Origin of the sequence: Pedobacter jeongneungensis (genome assembly GCF_000633455.1) — a bacterium.
Taxonomy (GTDB): Bacteria; Bacteroidota; Bacteroidia; order Sphingobacteriales; family Sphingobacteriaceae; genus Pedobacter; species Pedobacter jeongneungensis_A.
The window spans coordinates 117,654-138,313 of record NZ_AYMG01000004.1; the positions used below are offsets into that span (position 1 = coordinate 117,654).

Here is a 20,660-nt window from a genome sequence, read left to right on the forward strand (position 1 = left end):
ATAATTGGCGTTTTTCGTTCCGTAGGAACGTTTGGTGATGATCCATTAATATTTCTACCAGCCTGGCCACTTAAACCCGATCCGATAGCTATCGGATGAAGTGGAAGCCCGGATCCCGATTTTTCATCGGGAGAGGACCTGGAACGTAAAGCGGGACTGAAAATACCAAAGACACAGAACCTTTCATTATCAAAATCTAAAACACAACAATTTTTTCCAATTGCACTGTCAATTTTTGCTCATTTGAGCCACAATACAGCAAAAACCGTTCGAATTGCCAAATATTTTCTACATTTGCCACATCATTAGGGGTGCCTTGTTTAAATAAACACAAAAACAGGCTGAGATCATACCCATTTTGAGGTAAAAGGTAGAAGGTAAAAAGGTAGAGGGTAAACCCCATCAGCCTTAAAACCCTCCAGCCATCAACCTCGAATGCACCTGATCCGGGTAATGCCGGCGTAGGGATTGGAGTTATGGAAGTTTAACTGAAATCGGGGAAGCCCCTTTTCCGATGGGTTTAACTAAAAACAAAAACATTGAAAAATTTACTTTTTGCAGCACTTGTTGCAATGCTACCTTTCTTTGCATCGGCACAGTTTTCGGTTACAGGCAAAATAACCGATCAAAATCAGCAGGCACTTCCTGGCGCAACAGTTAAATTGAGAAATCAAAAAACAGCGGTTGTGAGTGATGCCAGCGGAAACTACACCATTACAAACTTATCGAACGGAAAATATACCATCGTTGTAAGTTATGTTGGCTATAAATCGACAGAAAAAACGGTAGAACTTACACAGAACACAACCCTAGACTTCAGTTTGTCGCCGCAAAATTTCCTCGCCGATGAGGTGATTGTGCGTGCAACCCGCGCCACAGACAAATCGGCAACTACTTATAAGAATATCAGCAAGGAAGAAATCCAGCAGAATAATTTCGGACAGGATCTGCCGTTTATCCTGCAGAATACCCCTGGCGTAGTGGTTAACTCTGATGCCGGTGCTGGTGTGGGTTATACCGGAATCCGTATCCGCGGGAGTGATAACAGCAGGATCAACGTTACAGTTAACGGTATTCCGATCAATGATAGCGAAAGCCAGGGGACGTTTTATGTAAACATGCCCGATTTTGCCTCTTCGGTTGATAATGTGCAGATCCAACGCGGTGTAGGTACTTCGACCAATGGCGCAGGTGCATTTGGTGCGAGTTTGAATATCCAAACCACTGCCAGCGAAACAGAACCCTATGCAGAAGTAAACAGCACTTATGGCAGTTTCAACACCTGGAAAAATACGGTAAAGGTTGGTACGGGTTTAATTAATAACCGCTTTAGTTTTGACGGCCGTTTATCAAGAATTAGTTCTGATGGTTATGTAGACCGCGGATCATCTTTGCTAAAATCGTATTTTCTATCTGGTGCCTACCACGGCGATAAAGATTTATTGCGTGTAAATGTTTTTTCAGGAAATGAAAAAACCTATCAATCGTGGAACGGAATCCCGCAATCACGTTTAGAAAATGATGTAACCGGGATGAATGTCTATATCGCCAGAAACGAACTAAGTACCGAAGATGCAGCAAATCTTTTAAACTCTGGCAGAACTTACAATAGTTTCCTTTATAATAACCAGACGGATAATTATACACAGAACCACTATCAGTTAATTTATGCCAGACAGTTCTCTGATCAGTTTTCTTTTAATGGCGCTTTACACTATACTAAAGGTGAGGGTTATTATGAAGAATACAGGGTACAGGATAAATTGGCCGCTTATGGCTTAAATCCGGTTGTTATTCCAGGAGGAACTCCGGTTACAAATACCGATTTAATTCGCCGCCGTTGGTTGGATAATGATTTTTATGGAGTTACCTATGCCTTTAATTATGTGCCCGAAAAGGATTTAAACTTTACTTTAGGTGGTGCTTACAACGAATATAAAGGTGCGCATTTTGGGCAGGTAATCTGGGCGCAATATGCTTCAAACGGAAATATCGACAGGCATTACTATGATAATGATGGTTTCAAAACCGATTTTAACGTTTATGGTAAGGTAAACTACAGTCCGGTTGAGGCCTTAAGTTTATTCGCCGACCTGCAATACCGCCGCGTATATTATGATATTGCCGGAACAGAAAACAAATTGAATACGCTGGCCATTAACCAAACCCTAAATTTCTTTAACCCTAAATTTGGTGCAACTTATTTTATCAATCCGCAGAGCAATGTGTACGCTTCGTTCAGCGTGGCCAACAAAGAGCCTAACCGCGATGATTATACGGATGCAACAGTTGGCATTACACCTAAACCAGAGCGCCTGAACGATGTAGAATTAGGTTACCGTTTTAAAAATGATCAATTTAATATTGGTGCCAATGCTTATGGCATGTTCTATAAAAACCAGTTGGTGGTAACCGGAAAGATAAACGATGTTGGTGGAAACTTCCGTCAGAATGTTGACAGGAGTTACCGTTTAGGGATTGAGCTGGATGGTTCTTATACCATTAGCAAACAGTTTATTGTAAATGCTAACGCTGCTTTTAGCCGTAACAAAATCAAAAACTTTACTGAATATTACGATGATTACGATAATGGTGGACAGGTAGTAAACAACTATAACCTTACTGATATTTCGTTTTCTCCAAATACGGTCCTTTTTGGCGAATTGGTATATAAACCTATCAGTGGCTTGGCTATCGCTTTACAAAGCAAATATGTAAGCAAACAATATCTTGATAATACGCAGAATAACGATAGAACCATTAACGGGTACTGGGTAAATAATGCACGTTTAGGCTACGATTTTAAATTTGCCGGCGTTAAAAATATTAACATTGGTTTATTGGTGAATAACATATTAGACAAAAGATACGAAAGCAACGGTTATACTTATGGTTACCAATCTGGAGGGAGCAGAATAACCGAAAACTTTTTTTACCCACAGGCAGGCACCAACTTTTTGCTAAGCCTCAACGTTAAGTTTTAAGAAAGACCAAAGCTGAAAGCTAAAACTCATTAAAATCGCCATTGGAAGATAATCGCTCAATGGCGATTTTGTTTATCTTGCCCCCTCTGATCTTAAAATCCTTTAATCTTACCAATCCTAATGAAATACATCGAAAAATTCCAGTATATCACACACGATATTCGACACCTGACCCACATCGAACAGACACAGCTGGCTTGCGAGGCTGGTGCAAAATGGATCCAGTACCGTTGTTTGAGCAAAACGGATCAAGAACTCCTGGTGGATATCAATGCCATTGCGGAGATCTGCGATGATTGGGGCACCACTCTAATTGTTACTGATCATGTTCATTTAAACGGAAAGGCCGATATACAAGGCTTTCACATCGAGGATATGGATACCGATTTTATCGCCCTGCGCAAATTGGTAGGCAGTGACATCACATTGGGCGGCTCAGCAAATACCATCGAAAATTTAATCCGGCTTGCCAACGAAGGTGCTGATTATGCTGGTTATGGCCCATTTTCGGTAACCGAAACCAAACCTAACAATTATGCGCCTATAGATATCGAAGCTTATCGTCATACCATAAAGGAATTACAAGGCAAAGCTATTGAACTGCCTATATTAGCGGTAGGAGGCATCAAAATTTATGACGTAGAGGCTCTAATGCAGACTGGCATTTATGGAATAGCCGTTTCCGGAGCAATTAATTTTGCTGATGATTTTATCGAAGCCTATCAGGATTTTTACAGTTTAGTTAAAGAAAGTGCTGTTAATTAACATTTTATAGTTTGATGCCTATTGGATAATTTTTAGTTTTGGGATAAACCCAAACCAATATGTCTGAAAACGCACTTCAAACCAACTCTCCCTGGAATATTTATAAAAAAGTTTCCTTTCGGTTCTTTTTTCTGCTGTTATCGCTTTTCATTATCCTGAACAATAATGGTGCTTTCATGGTGCTGTCGAGTATACTGCAGTTACCTGGTTTATTGCTGCACGATTTTATTCCCTGGTTTTCCAAACACATCATCCATTATAATTACGATTTTAGCATCCACACCAATGGTAGTGGCGATACCTCTTACGATTGGGTATTGCTGCTTTTTATGTTTCTCATTTCGGTGATAGGCTGTATCATCTGGTCGGTTTTAGACCGTAAACGTAAAAGCTACAATGCAGCCTACTATTGGTTAGTGGTTTTGGTAAGGTTTTACCTGGCCTTTACCTTATTATTATATGGAGCGGTAAAAGTAATCAAGCTCCAGTTTCCCGATCCTTCTTTAAACAGGTTGCTTCAACCTTTTGGTGATGCCTCACCAATGGGCCTGGCATGGACTTTCCTCGGTTTCTCTAAAGGCTACAACCTTTTTATGGGGATTGTAGAAGTTTCTGCCGTTTTATTGTTGTTCCGCAGAACAGTAATTGTTGGTGCTTTCCTCTCATTAGCCGCAACCGTCCATGTAATGTCGATGAATTATTTTTTCGATGTCCCTGTAAAACTACTCTCCACAGCACTGGTCGTAATGAGCCTCTTTATTTTGGCACCCCATTTCTTAAAACTATACCGTTTCTTTATTAAATACGAAAGCCAACAGCTTGATCAGATGTACCGACCAATCTTTAAAAAGCGATGGCTTTATATTTCGGCTTATAGTATAAAATACCTGTACATCACAGCCTCAGTTGTTTTCTTAATGTATTCGGTCATGCAGCAAAGGAAAACTTATGGCAGTGCAGCCCCAAAACCATTTTTATATGGCATTTATAATGTAGAAAGCATGAGGCTTAAAGGCACAACTTTACCGCCATTAACTACCGACAGTACCCGTTGGAAACAAATGATCATTAGTTATGAGGGTTATGCAAGGGTTAAAAAAATGAATGATAGTATCGCTAATTTCACGACCGTATTTAACAAAAAAAAGAAAGAATTGGTATTAAAATCAACAGCTAAAGATTCATTGAAATATGTGCTAAACTATAATGTGATCGGGAAAGACAAATTCATTATTTCCGGCTTAAGAGATAAAGATTCTATCTCGGTGAGTTTTAAAAAGAAAGACCTGAAAGATTTCAGGCTCATTAACAGGGGCTTTCATTGGGTAAATGAATATCCATACAACCGATAATCATTTTACCTCAAGCTGATTCTTCATACATGCTACTTAATGTGAAATTTATATATTCGCAGTATGTCTTCACATCATATTGTAAAAGAAAAACAAGAACCAGCTTTATTTATAGAGGAGCTTGGAAATTTTAACGAAGAGCTTTTGGGTCAGCTGTTAGAATGGAGCCCAACGCTTTTGGTCAATGCCGAAAGCTACGACAAAATCTTATCGCTGGGTTTAAAAGTTGATGTTCTGGTAAACGGAACACAAACCGAAACACAAGAAAACACCAAAGTGATACAAGGGCCGGTTGATGCGCTAATGGTCGCGGTTAATTACCTGTACGAAGAGAAATATCCTGCCGTAAATGTGATCACCCGCAAGTTCGACTTAGAAAAATACGCAGGTTTTGAAGATAAAATCAATCTTGTAGTATTTACCGAGAGGGCTAAACATTATCCTATAAAATCGGGCTTTTCGGTTTGGAAACCCGCAGGAAGTGAATTTTTGATCCATGGAAACCGATACCTCGAAGTAACCAACCTGATGCAGGATGAGGACGAAATTTTTAAAGTGGTTAACGACGGTTTTGTAGAATTTACCTTTTCCGGACAACCTATTTTTATCAGCGAACCGATATGATTACCCTTAGAAAAGCAAAAGAAGAAGATTTAGAAATCATCAGGGATATTGCTGCAGCAACCTGGCCTTCGACTTATCTTGATATTATCGGGCAGGCACAGATTGATTACATGCTGGATAAAATGTATAACCGGGGCGAACTCTTGAAACAATTGATGGAGGGGCATATTTTCCTGATTGCCGAAGAAGGTGAAAATCAATTTGGTTTTGCAGGTTATTCTATCACCGGGCATGAAGAGCGGATATACAAACTGCACAAACTTTATGTGTTGCCTTCTGCTCACGGTAAAGGCGCAGGCAAAATTTTGATTAACGAGGTATTTAACCAGGTAAAAGATGCAGGTGGAAGTGCGCTACAACTTAATGTCAACAAACATAATAAAGCCAAAGACTTCTACCTAAAAGGAGGTTTTACCATTAAAGAATCGGTAAAACTTGATATCGGCGAGGGTTATTTTATGGACGATTATGTAATGGAATATAAGTTTTAATTTCTGACGACGGATATAGTCGGATCGTCATTCCCAACCCGATAGCTATCGGGTTGATTGGGAATCTTAAAGCTTATTGTATTAAGATCCCGCCTGTGCGAGAATGACGATCATCGCATTAACTACCTTACTAATTCTTCATCCTTCCCTGCTCCGATTCTGTACCTGTTGAACGGCGGCGTGCTGGTTTAATTTCGTTTTTACCAAAGCGGTAAGTGAAACTGATCCTACCGATCTGACTTTCGTTCTTTTGGCGCACTTCGTATGTTAAACCAGAGTATATGCTCGATAAATTGGTTTTATAAGTATTAAACACATCAGATAAAGCCAGTTTCAAACTCGCTTTTTTATTAAATAATGCTTTGCTTAAACCAGCATCAATGGAATAGCGGGGCCTGATGGCAAAAGTACCGTAGTAAAGAGGCGATTCGTAACTACCATTCAGTTCTGCCGTAAAACCACTCATAATGGTAAAGGTTTGTTGGGTTTTAAACTGAAAAGATGTTTTTGCTGTTTTTAATTCATTCCCAGCCAAATCTGGTGCCTGGAAACTCAGGTAGAAAACATTTAAATTATTATTCATCTGCCACCATTTGGTAACCTGAACGGGTATATTCAAATTGGCATTATAACTGATATTTCTGGCAATGTTAGCATTAGTTTGATATAAAGCTTTTTGAGCAGTATCTGGCAAAAGCACCTCCATAATAACGTCGTTAACCCTGCTATAACCAATAGATAGCATGTATTTTTGTAACAAAGTATAACTCACTTCGAAATTGTTAGTGTACTGTGGGTTCAAAAAGGGGTTACCCTTATTATAGGTATATTGATCCAGGTAATACACAAAAGGATTTAAGGCATCGTAACTCGGACGATCGATCCTCCTGCTGTAAGAGAAACCCAGCTGGTTGTTTTTCGAAAGGTTCTGCTGAATAAACAAGGTTGGAAAGAAATCCCAGTAACTCCGCTCAACAACAGTATTTGTGGTAATTAAATTCCCTTTCGAATTGGTTTGTTCTACCCTTAAACCAACTTGTACACTGGTATTTTTAAACTGTTTGTTTAAGTTGGTATAGGCTGCGTTTACATTTTCATCGTAAATAAACTGGTTGCTACGGCGTACATCGTTCTGCCAGTTATTGTTCACAAATTCTTCCGCTTGTAGATCGTTATTGGTTTTAACCCAACTACTTTTAACACCTGCTTCAAGTTTAATCGTTTTGCTCAATGCAACATTATAATCAACCTTAAAAGCTTTAATATCTATAACAGAAGGCGTGTTATTTCTGGTGTGAACAATAGGGCGCATCCTGTCACCATTTGCGAACAGATAATCGTTATCATATTTCGATCCATCATTTCCATTGTATCTTGAATAATCTACATCGGCCGAAATTTCCGATCCGGCAGTATCTAAAACCGATTTATAGTTTAAGTTATAAGAAAGATTGTTATACTTATTGGTTTGCAACGTATTCGAAATCAATATAGAATCTGTTTTTTGAAATGACGGGCCTATTAACGTATTATTTACTGATGCTTCTGTACCGTGGTTAAAATAACCGTTTACCAATACCCCAATGGTATTGTTCTTATCGATAAAATAATCTAAACCCGCTTTAAAGTTGTTGTTCTGTTGCTTTCTAAGACTGCTGCCCACCTGCATAAAATAGGTATCCTTTGTTTTACCGTTAGAAATCCGATCGATATCAATCTGGTTCTCACGCTCATTTTTACCATAATTGTAGTTACCAAAAATATTCAGTTTTTGCGTTCTATGGTTAAGATTTAAGCCCGCGTTACCCCTAAAATTTTTACCGTAACCAGCCGTTCCATTTATACTACCATTTGTACCACCATTTTTACTTTTTTTGGTTTTTATATTGATGATTCCCGAATTACCAGAAGCATCGTATTTTGAGGAAGGATTGGTGATCAACTCAATGCTTTCGATTTCCGAACTTTGCATGTTACGGAGCAGGTTGGCCACATCGGCACTGCTCATGTAAGTCTGTTTTCCATCCAGCTGGATCAGTACACCCTGTTTGCCCATCATGGAAATTTTATCATTCTGATCGACAGTTACACCAGGCGCTTTTTGCAACACCTCGAGCGCAGTAGAACCAGTCATGATCGCACTGTTAGAAACATTCATTACGATCTTGTCCATTTTTCTTTCGATTAATGGTTTGGTTACCGCAACACTTATTTCTTTTAGATTTTGTGCAGTTGCAACAAGCTGTGCCGAACCGAAATCTACCTTATGGTTATCTTCCGTTAAAACGATGATTTTGCTCTTAAGGGTTTTATAGCCCATATTGCTGGCTTTATAAAAGTAGCTTCCTTTATTCGTTACGGTAAAACCAAAGGTTCCGTTCGGATCGGTAAAAGCCGTTTTAACGATGCTCGAATCTGTCGACTTATAAAGTACAACCGTAACATAATCAGCAGGTTTCTTATTTTCATCTAAAATTATACCACTGATGTTTGGCTTAGGAGTGGTTTGTGCAAAAGCCGTTGAAGCGGTTAAAAAGAGGCTTAAGGAAAGCGATATCGCGTATAATATTTTCATGCTCGGTTTTATTATCTTAAAAAAAATTGGCAAAAAGATTCCACAACGCATGTTTATGCATTTTCTCACTTAGAACCAGATATTTTAGTTTAGTTCAGAAACGAAAGGTTTCTATTCTTTAGTTATAAGTAAGACGACCGCTTTTTGAAAAGGTTACAAGGAAATAAAAAAAGTCCGGAGTCGGTAGTCAGGAGTCGGGAGTAGATTATTGTGTAACTTCAATTGGTCTTTATCCTGAGGTTAATTTAATCTGTAAAATCAATATAAATAACGGGGCCATTGAATTTATAGACTGAGAGGAATCGTAAAGCTTATTGCATTAAGATTAGCTTCGCTGAGCACTTCGTGGTTACCGCCTGTCTGGGAATGACGGCGATTTTTGAAATCTATAAGATAGACCAGTTGAGATTTTTTTTAAGGGTCTTGGTCAATTAACCGATTAACCAGTTTAAACAATTAACCAATAACCAGTTTGCAGTTGACGGTTCGCAGTCACTAATGAACTAATGGCCAGTGAACCACTGAACTAAAAAAAGCCACAGACAAACAAGTTTACACTCGCATATCTATGGCCTTTATTTTTTAGTAAGAATTTCTATTTTACACCTAGTACATCAACTCCTTGTTCAAAAACAACATCTACCGGAATATTCTTTTTGGTTAAGCGATCCAGATCGGTTTGAAGTTCTGGATGAATAATTGCTTTCGATTTTTGTGCTTTTTCTACTGCAACTTTATCTCCATTACCTTGAAGCGTAATGATAAACGCACTTAAATCGTTCATTGCAGTTGCAAATTTCTCGAAATTAACCTTATAAGTACCTTTAGACGTACGTTCAAAAGCTCCTTTTTCCTGAAAGTAATTAAAACACTGCATATTGGCTTTTCCATGTGCTTCTGAAACACCAAAGCGCACAGAACGTAAAATACCGGCCATAAATGTGGTATAATAATCCTTAATATCACCCTTTAACTCGCCTTTTTTAAGCAAACCGGTTACCATGTATAAACCTAAAATATCAGCTTTACCTTCTTCTAACCAGCTATATTGTTCTTTTAAAGCTTCTCTTACAAATCCTTTTCCGGTAATGGTTTTTTTAATGCCTAAACCATGTGCCACTTCATGAAACATTACGTTGGCGAAAAAAGCATCGAATTTGATATACTGCTGCTGTTCGGCGTCGATCAGTTCTTTCGAAATTGGGACCAAAATTTTATCAAATTTAGCCTGCATCGCATTTTTCAATTGCGAACGGCGGGTACCTTTTTCCTGTTGTATTTTCTCATCATTCGGAAGGTTAACGGCAATTGTTTTCGATCCCGCATTACAATCTCCTGCATAATAAACCACATCATAAGCATTCAGTTCAGAATCCGTTCCAGGGGTTTCAGCTTTATACTTGGCTGCAACAGGCAGGTTTTTCTGTAACTCTGGAAGCATTTTTACATATTTTGCTAAACGTTTGCTCCATTCTTTATCCTTAATTAAAACATAAGCCTCATAACTGGTACGGGCATTAAAGAGTTTATCCTCATAATTTTCAATTGGGCCGATAATGATATCCAGACCATTGGTTTTCATATCCAGCCAGGCATAATCGCTGGCCGTAAAATTATCCGTTACCAAAGCATCAGCCCTTAAGTTTAAATATTTTTTTAGGCCTGCATCTTCTGTAATTAAAGCGGCCTGTTTTAAAAGAGAACTCGCCCGCTGTAATTCTGAAGCAAATAAAACGTGATAAGGAACGGTAGATAATTTGCCTGTACTATCTCTCTGAACCACAGAATATGCACCAAATTTATCAGCCAGATCAGATTTTTCTATCGCATCCTTTGTAATTCCATATGGATAAAAAGATGCCCCTTCTGGTTTAACACCTACGCCTTCAACAAAAGGTTTATCATTATTTAACCTATCCCACGGACCATAATTAATATTTAAGAAGTCGCGTGTTTTTTCATCTTTAATGGTAGCCAGTAAGCTATCTCTTTGAGGATAGGCCTGTTTCCAATACAGCTCGTCCATAATTTCTGCCGCCTGGATCAGCAAAGGCAAAATTTTGCGGTCGTTAACACTTAATTGATTGATATTGGTAGTGAGCTTAACTTTTTCGTAAATGGCCAGGCGCTGTGCAACATAGTTTGTTAAACTATCTTTTTGTACCGTTGCAGTAGTCTTTCCATCAGTAGGTTTGTTATCGCCTGTACAAGATGATATTGACCCAGCCGAAATAGCAAGTGCAGATAAAATCAGGGTTGATTTGTATAAATTCTTCATATTAAAGTATATCGCTGCTAAATTAGTAAATTTTGAAAGCTTTGTATAAAGTTTGATGTATTGGCTTAAGTTTCCTATAACTTTGTAACTTCAACTCATTAACAATTCATGCCCATGTTATTTTCCAGATTATCAAAGTCATCATCTATTTTCACTTTTTCTCTCTTGCTCATTTTATCGGCCTGTAGCACGAATAAATACGCTGCAACAGAAAAAATATATAAAGACAAGGCAAAAGATTTTTCGAAAATAATCAGCACAACTCCTCCGCTTGGTCAGCTTTATGATTCATTAGAAGCAACAAATCAAACCTGGGTTGGTTCTGTAAATTTTGGGATACGTAAACCAAATTTTGTGGTGATCCACCATACCGCACAGGATAGTTTGGCGCAAACGATTAAAACATTTTTCTCTATCAAAGCAGGTACCAGTGCACATTATGTAATCAGCAGAGATGGTAAAGTGGTACACATGGTTAACGATTACCTGCGTGCCAACCACGCCGGTATAAGCAAATGGGGCAAAGATACCGACCTTAACTCTTCATCAATAGGTATCGAATTGGACAACAACGGAACAACAGACCCATGGCCAGATGCACAGGTAAATAGTTTGCTGAAGTTATTGGCTACCTTGAAGAAAACCTATAACATCCCAACCGCAAATTTTATCGGTCATTCCGATATTGCACCAAGGCGTAAAAACGATCCTAAAAATTTTCCATGGAAAAAACTCGCTGATAAAGGCTTCGGTTATTGGTATGATGATGTGCTGAAAAACCCACCAGTAGATTTCAACACAGAAATGGCACTAAAGTATATTGGTTACGATACAAGCAATCTGCCAGCAGCAATTACAGCCTTTAAAATCCATTTTATACAGAGTGATATTACAGCGGCTTTAACGCCTGTAGATATTTTGGTATTGTATAATGTGTATACGAAATATTAAAAGATGGAAAATGTAAGAGGGATGATGGAATAAGATTAAAATTCAAAGAACCGATATTTAGAAGCAAAATATTCTGCCAGGCTTACATTGTGCCACTTCTTTACGATTATGAAGGAAGATGTAAAATGGATGATGGAATTATCTGGCGCTTCAACCTACTCAGTTAACCAATTCAAACAATTAACCGATTAACCTAAATAACAAAAAAGCACAGACAAACCACGCTAATCTGTGTTCATCTGTGCCTATATGTGGTCAAAAAGAAGTGGAGTTAATTTGGCTTCTTAAATGTATCTTTTAGTGTTACCGTTCTATTGAAAACCAATTTATCGTCAGTAGAATCTTTATCCAAACAGAAATAACCTTTACGGATAAACTGATAACGTCCATCTAAATCTGCACCTGCTAAAGCCGGCTCGATATAAGCATTAGGCAATACCGTTAAACTCTCAGGGTTTAAATAATCTTTAAAGTCGCCTTCTTCTGCATCAGGAGTTTCTGAAGTAAATAAACGGTCGTACAAACGGATTTCAGCAGTTTTGGCATGTGGTGCACTCACCCAGTGGATGGTTCCTTTAACGTTGATGCCGCTGGTGTCGCTTCCACTTTTTGATTCCGGGATATAAGTACAACGGATTTCAGTAATGTTTCCATTTTCATCCTTCACAAAATCTTCGCATTTCACAATATAAGCAAATTTTAGGCGTACCATTGCACCTGGTGCCAAACGAAACCATTTTTTAGCCGGCACTTCCATAAAATCTTCACGCTCGATCCAAAGCTCGTTACTGAATGGGATCACACGCGTACCACCACCATCTTCAGCCTCTGGATTGTTTTCGCCGATTAAATCTTCCGTTCCTTTTTCGTAGTTGGTGATCACTAATTTAATAGGATCTAAAACTGCCATTACACGGTTAGCTGTTTTGTTCAGATCCTCGCGGATACAGAATTCTAACAAACTCAATTCGATTAAATTTTCGCGCTTGGCAATACCGATACGCTCACAGAATTCACGGATACTTTTGGGCGTAAATCCTCTTCTGCGCAAGCCCGAAATGGTAGGCATGCGTGGATCGTCCCAGCCGTTTACCAGGTTTTCATTAACCAATTGTAAAAGCTTACGTTTACTCATTACCGTGCTGGTAAGGTTTAAACGGGCAAATTCGTATTGTTTTGAAGGGAAAATCTCTAATTTTTCGATAAACCAATCGTATAGTTCGCGGTGCGAAACATATTCTAAAGTACAAATCGAGTGCGTGATGTTTTCAATACTGTCACTTTGTCCATGGGCAAAATCGTACATGGGGTAAATGCACCATTTGTTACCTGTACGGTGATGCTCAGCATGTTTAATACGGTAAATAATCGGGTCACGCATCAACATATTCGGACTTGCCATATCGATTTTAGCCCGCAAAATATAAGCACCATCGGCAAATTCGCCATTTTTCATTTTGGTGAAAATATCCAGGTTTTCTTCAACGCTACGGCTACGGTAAGGACTATCCTGACCCGGTTCTGTTGGTGTACCTTTTAAAGCCGCAATTTCATCAGCAGTACTTTCATCAACATAAGCCAATCCTTTTTCGATCAGTTTAACTGCAAAACCATAAAGCTCATCAAAATAATCTGATGCGTACAATTCATTTTTCCAGTTAAAACCCAACCACCTGATATCTTCCTGCTGGCTGTTAACGTATTCCGTTTTCTCCGTTACCGGATTGGTATCATCAAAACGCAGGTTGGTATAACCGCCGTATTTTTGTGTTAGTCCGAAATTTAAGCATATTGCTTTCGCGTGGCCGATGTGCAGATAACCATTAGGCTCCGGCGGGAAACGCGTAACCAAAGTTTCATACTTACCACTATTTAAGTCGTTCTCAACAATTTCTTCAATAAAGTTCAATGACTTCTCTTCACTCATAAAAACCTGTAAATTAGGAATGCAAATGTAAAAAGATTGAGCGTATTTATGCAATGATTAACGGTTTATTAGCATACAGTTAATATTGGATCTGATAGAATTTCATTAATAATTGTTAAATGCTATGCCTATTTGCTCTTACACGCAATAACCATGATTCATCAACCATAATCTATACTGCCTATTTCTCTATTAGTTAATAAAATCAATACATTTACATCAACTTGATATTCATTTATGAGCAAAATATTAAACCGGCCTATACGCGTTTTGGTGGCTAAAGTTGGCTTAGATGGCCACGATAGGGGCGCAAAGGTAATCGCAACTTCTTTACGCGATGCCGGCATGGAAGTAATTTACACGGGCCTCCGCCAAACGCCGGAAATGGTGGTAAATACGGCACTCCAGGAAGATGTTGATGCCATCGGGATTTCGATACTCTCAGGTGCCCATATGACAGTTTTTCCTAAAATTATCCATTTTATGAAAGAAAAACAGATGGATGATGTGTTATTAACCGGCGGAGGGATCATTCCAGAAGCCGATCGGTTAAAACTTGCCAACCTCGGTGTTGGAGAATTATTTCCTCCGGGCACAACAATGGCAAGTATTGTAGAATATATTCAGAATTGGGTTACAGAAAACAGAAATTTTTAAGCTATGGCATACCAGAATTTAATCTCAGAAGTAAAAGAAAACATTTTATACATTACCATAAACCGCGAGAAATCGCTTAACGCATTAAATAAAGATACTTTAGCCGAACTCGCCGACGTAATTACTTATGCAGGTAAAACCGATGAAGTAAGGGGCGTTATTTTAACCGGGGCAGGAGAAAAAGCCTTTGTTGCAGGCGCAGACATCAAAGAATTTTCAGATTACAGTGGAAAACAAGGAGAAGAATTGGCAAAACATGGGCAGAACCAGGTTTTTAATGCTATCGAAAATTCACCAAAATTATTTATTGCTGCAATTAATGGATTTGCATTAGGCGGCGGACTGGAGCTTGCGATGGCATGTCATATCCGCATCGCATCCGATAATGCCAAATTAGGGCTGCCAGAAGTTACCTTGGGTTTAATTCCAGGTTACGGTGGTACCCAACGCTTAACACAATTGGTTGGAAAAGGCAAAGCGATTGAACTTATTGCAACGGCTAACATGGTTACTGCCCAAGAAGCGGGGAAAATTGGCCTGGTAAACTATGTTGTTCCACAGGCAGATTTAATTGGCAAAGCAGAAGAAATCCTCAATGCGGTTAAACAACGTGCACCCTTAGCCATTTCTGCCGCCATAAAATCGGTAATAGCATCATTAAATGATGAAAATGGCTATGCTACAGAAATAGAAGCTTTCGGCAAATGTTTTGAAACGGCTGATTTTAAGGAAGGAGTTACAGCATTTGTAGAAAAAAGGAAAGCTAATTTTACAGGACATTAACAAGCATGTAGTATTAAATCTATTCTCAAAAATTAAAAGTGTAGAAAATATTTCCCACTATCATAATTTTTGAGTAATTATGTATGATTTAATCTGAATATTTTTGACTTATCCTACTTAATTATTTGGGGTTCTTTTATCAATAAAAAATCCTATTAATGAAAAACAAAATACTTATAATCGACGATGAAATAAATATCGGTTTATTACTTTCGAAGTTTCTGACTAAAAACGGCTTTGAGGTTTCCAACACCACAACAGGTGCATCAGCAGTAGAAATGCTCAGTAATGAAAAGTTCGACCTGATTTTATGCGACTATCGCCTTGACGATACAGATGGTAGAGAAATTTTAAAACATGTAAAGGAAAACCATCCTGCCACTGGTGTTATTATTATTACAGGTTATTCCGATATCAGGCTTGCTGTTGAGCTGATTAAACTGGGTGCATACGATTATATTGTTAAGCCTCTATATCCCGATGAAATACTAAGTACGGTAAACAAAGCACTGGAAACACAAAAAGCATTAAAAAAACACAATAGCAGCAGTAAAAACGGGAATAAGATAGAACCGCTTAATTTCCCTAAATATATCGAAGGTAAAAGTAAACTGTCGTTAAAACTTTTAGAACAGATTAACCTCGTTGCCCCCACCAACTACAGCATTATTTTACATGGAAAAAGTGGCACAGGCAAAGAATGTGTAGCCAAAACCATCCACCTGAGCAGCTTACGCAAAAATGCACCTTTCGTGGCCATGGACTGTGGCTCTTTAAGTAAAGAATTGGCTGTAAGTGAGTTTTTTGGACATGAAAAAGGATCATTTACAGGAGCGTTATCTACCAAAATAGGACATTTTGAACAGGCTAACGGCGGAACCCTGTTTCTTGATGAAGTAGCCAACCTGTCATACGAAACCCAGGCTATTTTATTAAGGGCCGTACAAGAACGAAAAATTAAACGGATAGGCAGTACAAAAGAAATAGACCTCGACGTAAGGATTATCATTGCGACCAATGAAAACCTCGAAAACTGTATACAAAAAGGAACATTCAGGGAGGATTTGTATCACCGCTTTAACGAATTTTCCATCAATGTTCCTTCATTAAAAGATAGAAGCGAAGACATTCCCGTTTTTGCAGATTTTTTTCTTGCAGAGGCGAACGAAGAACTCAACAAAAACATAATTTCTTTTTCTAAAGAGGTTAAATATTGTTTTTTAAGCTACAACTGGCCAGGGAATGTGCGCGAACTCAAAAATGTAATCAGGCGGGTTGCTTTGCTTACAAACGGACACCAGATCGAAGTAAGTGCTTTGCCATTGGAGTTTGAAAAAATCAGTTCAACTAAAATTCTGCAGCGCGAAAAAAAACTCCCCCCCTTAAAAAAGTCGAATAATACACATCAGCAGCATCTTAAGAAAACAACTAAAGAAGCAGAATATACTGCAATTTTAAATGTTTTAAAGGAAGTTAATTTTAATAAAGCTAAAGCTGCCAGGATACTCCAAATCGACAGAAAAACTCTTTACAACAAAATAAAGCTAATTAACCTTAATGATGAACAACAAATTTGAAAATCGACAAAACAAAACAGGCTGATTTGGTATTTTAAAGAATAATCCCAAGCATCCTAAATTATGTCAGTATTTTCTTATAAACAGCGTAACAACATTAACCTTGTTATCATAATTGCGCTTGGCGTTTTAATTGCTTATTCTTTACAAAGTATTTTTAGTGCCATCCTGAGCACTCTAGTTTTATACACCATTATGCGGCCTGCCTATATCCACCTGGCCGAAAACAAGGGCTGGAATAAAAGACTGGCAGCCATTTTCCTCATCACCATTAGCATCATTTTAATTGTATTACCATTTTATGCCCTAAGCAGCATGGTAATCAGCAAAATCTCAGAACTTCGCAGCAACGAAATCTTTTTTAAAAACCTTTTGGTTAAATTACAGCACCTGGTTCCAATCAAAATTAACCAGGAATTAATTCAGGACGGCATGAACCGTTTGGGAAATTGGGCAACGCAGCTTTTCCCTTCGCTCATCTCGAGCGCGGTAAATATTGTACTGAGTTTACTCGTGATGTACTTTTTACTTTATTTTATGCTCATAGAGCGAAAAAAATTCGAATTTTCATTAATAAAATATGCTCCTTTTAGAGAACAGAATGCCCTCCGTTTCGGTGATGAAATGCGTAATACCACCTATGCCAATGTTTTGGGGCAGGGATTAATCTGTTTGGTACAGGGTTCATTAGTAAGCCTTTCCTTTTATGTATTAGGATATAAAGACCCCGTTTTCTGGGGTGTTATTACCACATTTATTTCATTTGTTCCTGTTTTGGGGCCTCCTGTTGTTTTTGTACCAGCTGCCATTTTGCAGATTGCCAACGGAAATAATTTTGCCGGCTGGGCCATGCTTATTTTCGGTTTTGTGGTGATTATCAACATCGATAACGTGTTGCGGTTCATCATTGCAAAAAAAGTTGGCAACATTCATCCCATAATTACAGTAATTGGCGTAATTATTGGTATTCCTTTATTCGGAATATTGGGTCTGGTTTTTGGCCCCCTGCTGTTGTCTTATTTTATTTTGCTCATTAAAATTTACGAAACCAGTACGCTCGCATCAGAAAGATTGGAAAGAATTAAAACAAATAATGAGCATAGCGAGTTATAAATATAGCTTAACAATAAAATAATGTAGTAGTTTTATATTGTACATAATTGTTAAACCCTTAAAATACATTGATTATGAATGATAACTCAAAAGTTGTAGTTGCGCTTTTAGCAGGATTAGCTGCAGGTGCAGCCCTGGGAATTTTGTTCGCACCAGATAAAGGTGACGAAACCCGCGATAAATTAAGCCAATCGTTAAAAGATCTGGGCGACTCTATCAAAGATAAAGCTGCTGACGAAATTAATAACCTGGCCAGCCTGAAAGATAAAGTGGTAAGCTCTATCAAAACCAAATTGAGAAGTGTAGAAGAAGAATACAGCGACGACGTAGAGCACGCTTAATAAATAAAAATATTGCATAGCCGGGTATTTTGCCCGGTTAAATCTCATCTGAATTATGCAGGAGAATAAAGATAAAAGTATTGAAGATCTTGTAGACGACGCTAAGGGCTTTTTAGAAGCCAGGGTGGAGTATACCAGACTTTATATTGTAGAAAAAGCATCGAAAATTTTTGCCGATTTAGTAACCAGCACCGCTGTTATTGTGTGTTTTATACTGGCCTTTTTATTTGGATCAGTAACATTGGCACTATATCTCTCGAGCGTTTTAGGTAGTTATGCAGGGGGATTTGGTTGTGTTTCCTTGTTCTATATTTTACTGGCCATAATCGTTTATTTAACCAAGGATAAATACATTGAAAAAGCAATTATCAATGTAGCCATTAGAAAATACTTTGACAAACTTGCAGATAAGGAGGAAGATGAGAAGCTATAAAGACATCCGCAACCTAAGCGACCTGCAGGCTAGAAAATTAGAACTCAAGGTTGAATACACGCTTAAGCAGAATATGCTTAAATCAGACACCAAAACGTTTTTTAAACAGTTTACATTGGGCGCGCTGATTAAAAGATATGCTACGCCGAATAACTTGTTTAAAGCCGACGAAAAGTTAAACATTAGTGGCACTGCAATGTCATTGCTTTTGCCAATGTTTATGAACAAAACGATATTCAGAGGTGCAGGCTTTTTAACTAAGGCAGCTGTAGGATTAATTTCGGGAAAAGTAGGCAAATCGCTTGATGCTGAACATTTGTCAGCAATTTTTAATTCAGTTAAAGGTTGGTTTGGAAAAAAGAAAGAAAAAAAAGATAAAAAGTTTATCGATTATGGCATTCCGCCAGATAGTGAAACATACTAGTTCAAATTAGTACAATGGTTCATTAGCCATTAGTTCATTAGTGAACATGATGCCGCGAAATGATCTTAAATTAAAAAAGCCTCAGGATTTAATGGACTGCCCCCAAAAGTTTAGACAAACTTAATAATTAATTATTTAGGATTTGAGCTCGGTATTCAACCGGGCTCATTCCTTTTAGATTCAACCTAATCCTATTGTTGTTATAGTAATCGATGTACTCATCAATATCATTCTGTAACTCCTCTACTGACAAGTATCTTTTGAGATAAAACATCTCAGATTTCAGCGTACCAAAAAAGTTTTCTATTACAGCATTATCAAGGCAGTTGCCCTTTCTTGACATGCTTTGAATAATTCTATTCTTCCGCAGGATACCTTGGTAATCCTTCATCCTGTATTGCCATCCCTGGTCCGAGTGTAGTATCGGTTTGGCATTCTTTGGCACCTTTTTCAATACCTCATCCAGCATGTCAGTAATTTGCTCGAAATTCGGTCTGAGAGATTGTGAATAGCTTATAATCTCTCCATTGAATAAATCGATTATCGGAGAGAGATACAGTTTTTTGCCAGCTACACTGAATTCAGTTACATCGGTAGCCCATTTTTCAAACGGTCTGTCCGCATTAAATTCCCTCTTGAGTATGTTGGGTGCAGTCTTACCCTCTTCTCCTTTGTAGGATCTATATTTCTTAAGCCTGATAATACTTTTCAGATCCATCTCACCAGTTAGCCTCAATACAGTTTTATGATTGATCTTATGTCCTTCCTTTTTTAGCTGAAATAGCATTCGCCTATAGCCATACCTACCCTTATGCTGCTTGGAAAGTGCAATGATGCGTGTCCTAATCGCTTCGTACTTATCAACCACCTTATTACGCTTCATATAGTAATAAAATGAACTTTTTGCAATATTGGCGACCTTCAAAAGTATTGATAGATCAAACGTCTTCCTTAACCCCTGAACGATCAGAGCTTTTTGTTTTTCTTTGATTCTTCTTTCTGGATTAAGGCTCGTAACTTTTTTAAAAACGCGACCTCCGCACGTAAACGCTTGTTTTCTTCCAAAAGTTGTTCATTCTCCGTCAAGGTTTTTTCTGGTACTTTTTTCGAAATCTTTGGCTTCATCAGACGTTTTTTTCCTCTTGTTTCCTCGGACAGCCCCTCGGCTCCGCCAGCCCTATATATCCTCAGCCAGTTGAATAGAACCCTGTCGGATCTGATGTTAAACTGGAGACATGTCTCCCTCAAAGATACTTGATTGGCCGTAAAGTAACGGATAACTTCGAGTTTATTCTCTAAAGAATAGACCGTTGACTGCGGTCTGAGTCCGGCCTCACCAAAACGTTTATAGAATTGCATCCACTGAAGCACCATGCGACGTTCAA

The 20,660-nt window shown here is 38.3% G+C and carries 18 protein-coding genes; 13 read left to right on the forward strand and 5 right to left on the reverse strand.

Going from position 1 to position 20,660, the window contains the following annotated elements; all coding sequences use genetic code 11:
* The first annotated feature begins 539 nt into the window (after window positions 1–539).
* The 5 genes from U859_RS0104595 to U859_RS0104615 all read left to right on the forward strand — a co-directional run bounded on the left by U859_RS0104595 (window position 540) and on the right by U859_RS0104615 (window position 6,216).
* Complete coding sequence (locus U859_RS0104595; RefSeq protein WP_025142249.1) at window positions 540–2,984, forward strand: TonB-dependent receptor; 2,445 nt, start codon at window positions 540–542, stop codon at window positions 2,982–2,984.
* 120 nt (window positions 2,985–3,104) lie between these two features.
* Entirely contained in the window at window positions 3,105–3,749 is a 645-nt protein-coding gene (locus U859_RS0104600) for a thiamine phosphate synthase (protein ID WP_025142250.1), read from the forward strand.
* 59 nt (window positions 3,750–3,808) lie between these two features.
* Window positions 3,809–5,101, forward strand: coding sequence for a hypothetical protein (locus U859_RS0104605; RefSeq protein WP_025142251.1), 1,293 nt, complete (start codon window positions 3,809–3,811; stop codon window positions 5,099–5,101).
* 63 nt (window positions 5,102–5,164) lie between these two features.
* Window positions 5,165–5,725, forward strand: a complete 561-nt coding sequence (locus tag U859_RS0104610) for a hypothetical protein (RefSeq protein ID WP_025142252.1) — start codon at window positions 5,165–5,167, stop codon at window positions 5,723–5,725.
* Window positions 5,722–6,216 (forward strand): GNAT family N-acetyltransferase, encoded by a 495-nt coding sequence (locus U859_RS0104615; RefSeq protein WP_025142253.1) that lies wholly within the window; start codon window positions 5,722–5,724, stop codon window positions 6,214–6,216. The genes U859_RS0104610 and U859_RS0104615 overlap by 4 nt, the downstream gene beginning before the upstream one ends.
* A 130-nt stretch (window positions 6,217–6,346) precedes the next feature.
* Here U859_RS0104615 and U859_RS0104620 read toward each other — a convergent pair whose 3' ends face one another.
* Both U859_RS0104620 and U859_RS0104625 read right to left on the reverse strand, forming a co-directional pair.
* Window positions 6,347–8,791 (reverse strand): outer membrane beta-barrel protein, encoded by a 2,445-nt coding sequence (locus tag U859_RS0104620; RefSeq protein WP_025142254.1) that lies wholly within the window; start codon window positions 8,789–8,791, stop codon window positions 6,347–6,349.
* Between the two features lie 595 nt (window positions 8,792–9,386).
* The gene (locus U859_RS0104625) at window positions 9,387–11,069 is read right to left on the reverse strand and encodes a dipeptidyl-peptidase 3 family protein (RefSeq protein WP_025142255.1); all 1,683 of its coding nucleotides are present in this window, start codon (window positions 11,067–11,069) and stop codon (window positions 9,387–9,389) included.
* A gap of 114 nt (window positions 11,070–11,183) precedes the next feature.
* Here U859_RS0104625 and U859_RS0104630 point away from each other — a divergent pair, with 114 nt between their 5' ends.
* Complete coding sequence (locus U859_RS0104630) at window positions 11,184–12,020, forward strand: N-acetylmuramoyl-L-alanine amidase (RefSeq protein ID WP_037505230.1); 837 nt, start codon at window positions 11,184–11,186, stop codon at window positions 12,018–12,020.
* Window positions 12,021–12,291: 271 nt separating this feature from the next.
* On the opposite strand, the gene U859_RS0104640 is transcribed toward U859_RS0104630, so the two are convergent.
* Window positions 12,292–13,947 carry a glutamine--tRNA ligase/YqeY domain fusion protein gene (locus U859_RS0104640; protein ID WP_025142257.1) on the reverse strand — a complete coding sequence of 552 codons (1,656 nt, stop codon included), beginning with the start codon at window positions 13,945–13,947 and terminating at the stop codon, window positions 12,292–12,294.
* 237 nt (window positions 13,948–14,184) lie between these two features.
* Between U859_RS0104640 and U859_RS0104645 the strand changes: the two genes are divergently transcribed.
* From U859_RS0104645 to U859_RS0104675, 7 genes are all read left to right on the forward strand, one after another.
* Window positions 14,185–14,604 carry a cobalamin B12-binding domain-containing protein gene (locus U859_RS0104645; protein ID WP_025142258.1) on the forward strand — a complete coding sequence of 140 codons (420 nt, stop codon included), beginning with the start codon at window positions 14,185–14,187 and terminating at the stop codon, window positions 14,602–14,604.
* 3 nt (window positions 14,605–14,607) lie between these two features.
* The gene (locus U859_RS0104650; protein ID WP_025142259.1) at window positions 14,608–15,387 is read left to right on the forward strand and encodes an enoyl-CoA hydratase/isomerase family protein; all 780 of its coding nucleotides are present in this window, start codon (window positions 14,608–14,610) and stop codon (window positions 15,385–15,387) included.
* Between the two features lie 158 nt (window positions 15,388–15,545).
* A complete protein-coding gene (locus U859_RS0104655) occupies window positions 15,546–16,964 on the forward strand; it encodes a sigma-54-dependent transcriptional regulator (RefSeq protein WP_025142260.1) in 1,419 nt (472 codons plus the stop codon).
* 63 nt (window positions 16,965–17,027) lie between these two features.
* On the forward strand, window positions 17,028–18,077 hold the full coding sequence (locus U859_RS0104660; protein WP_025142261.1) for an AI-2E family transporter: 1,050 nt from the start codon (window positions 17,028–17,030) through the stop codon (window positions 18,075–18,077).
* Between the two features lie 74 nt (window positions 18,078–18,151).
* Window positions 18,152–18,418 (forward strand): YtxH domain-containing protein, encoded by a 267-nt coding sequence (locus U859_RS0104665; RefSeq protein WP_025142262.1) that lies wholly within the window; start codon window positions 18,152–18,154, stop codon window positions 18,416–18,418.
* Window positions 18,419–18,473: 55 nt separating this feature from the next.
* The gene (locus tag U859_RS0104670; protein WP_025142263.1) at window positions 18,474–18,851 is read left to right on the forward strand and encodes a phage holin family protein; all 378 of its coding nucleotides are present in this window, start codon (window positions 18,474–18,476) and stop codon (window positions 18,849–18,851) included.
* On the forward strand, window positions 18,838–19,275 hold the full coding sequence (locus U859_RS0104675) for a hypothetical protein (RefSeq protein WP_025142264.1): 438 nt from the start codon (window positions 18,838–18,840) through the stop codon (window positions 19,273–19,275). Before U859_RS0104670 ends, U859_RS0104675 begins: the two co-directional genes overlap by 14 nt.
* Window positions 19,276–19,402: 127 nt before the next feature.
* Here U859_RS0104675 and U859_RS0104680 read toward each other — a convergent pair whose 3' ends face one another.
* Both U859_RS0104680 and U859_RS0104685 read right to left on the reverse strand, forming a co-directional pair.
* Complete coding sequence (locus tag U859_RS0104680) at window positions 19,403–20,266, reverse strand: IS3 family transposase (RefSeq protein WP_115684131.1); 864 nt, start codon at window positions 20,264–20,266, stop codon at window positions 19,403–19,405.
* Window positions 20,242–20,660 (reverse strand): helix-turn-helix domain-containing protein (locus U859_RS0104685; protein ID WP_029985459.1); only part of this gene is annotated, 419 nt, incomplete at its 5' end. The genes U859_RS0104680 and U859_RS0104685, both read right to left, overlap by 25 nt.

Coding starts and splice junctions, on each gene's coding strand:
- U859_RS0104630 (WP_037505230.1), top strand. CDS start 11,184: ATGTTATTTTCCAGATTATCAAAGTCATCATCTATTTTCACTTTTTCT.
- U859_RS0104610 (WP_025142252.1), top strand. CDS start 5,165: ATGTCTTCACATCATATTGTAAAAGAAAAACAAGAACCAGCTTTATTT.
- U859_RS0104645 (WP_025142258.1), top strand. CDS start 14,185: ATGAGCAAAATATTAAACCGGCCTATACGCGTTTTGGTGGCTAAAGTT.
- U859_RS0104670 (WP_025142263.1), top strand. CDS start 18,474: ATGCAGGAGAATAAAGATAAAAGTATTGAAGATCTTGTAGACGACGCT.
- U859_RS0104640 (WP_025142257.1), bottom strand. CDS start 13,947: ATGAGTGAAGAGAAGTCATTGAACTTTATTGAAGAAATTGTTGAGAAC.
- U859_RS0104650 (WP_025142259.1), top strand. CDS start 14,608: ATGGCATACCAGAATTTAATCTCAGAAGTAAAAGAAAACATTTTATAC.
- U859_RS0104600 (WP_025142250.1), top strand. CDS start 3,105: ATGAAATACATCGAAAAATTCCAGTATATCACACACGATATTCGACAC.
- U859_RS0104615 (WP_025142253.1), top strand. CDS start 5,722: ATGATTACCCTTAGAAAAGCAAAAGAAGAAGATTTAGAAATCATCAGG.
- U859_RS0104625 (WP_025142255.1), bottom strand. CDS start 11,069: ATGAAGAATTTATACAAATCAACCCTGATTTTATCTGCACTTGCTATT.
- U859_RS0104675 (WP_025142264.1), top strand. CDS start 18,838: ATGAGAAGCTATAAAGACATCCGCAACCTAAGCGACCTGCAGGCTAGA.
- U859_RS0104620 (WP_025142254.1), bottom strand. CDS start 8,791: ATGAAAATATTATACGCGATATCGCTTTCCTTAAGCCTCTTTTTAACC.
- U859_RS0104660 (WP_025142261.1), top strand. CDS start 17,028: ATGTCAGTATTTTCTTATAAACAGCGTAACAACATTAACCTTGTTATC.
- U859_RS0104605 (WP_025142251.1), top strand. CDS start 3,809: ATGTCTGAAAACGCACTTCAAACCAACTCTCCCTGGAATATTTATAAA.
- U859_RS0104665 (WP_025142262.1), top strand. CDS start 18,152: ATGAATGATAACTCAAAAGTTGTAGTTGCGCTTTTAGCAGGATTAGCT.
- U859_RS0104655 (WP_025142260.1), top strand. CDS start 15,546: ATGAAAAACAAAATACTTATAATCGACGATGAAATAAATATCGGTTTA.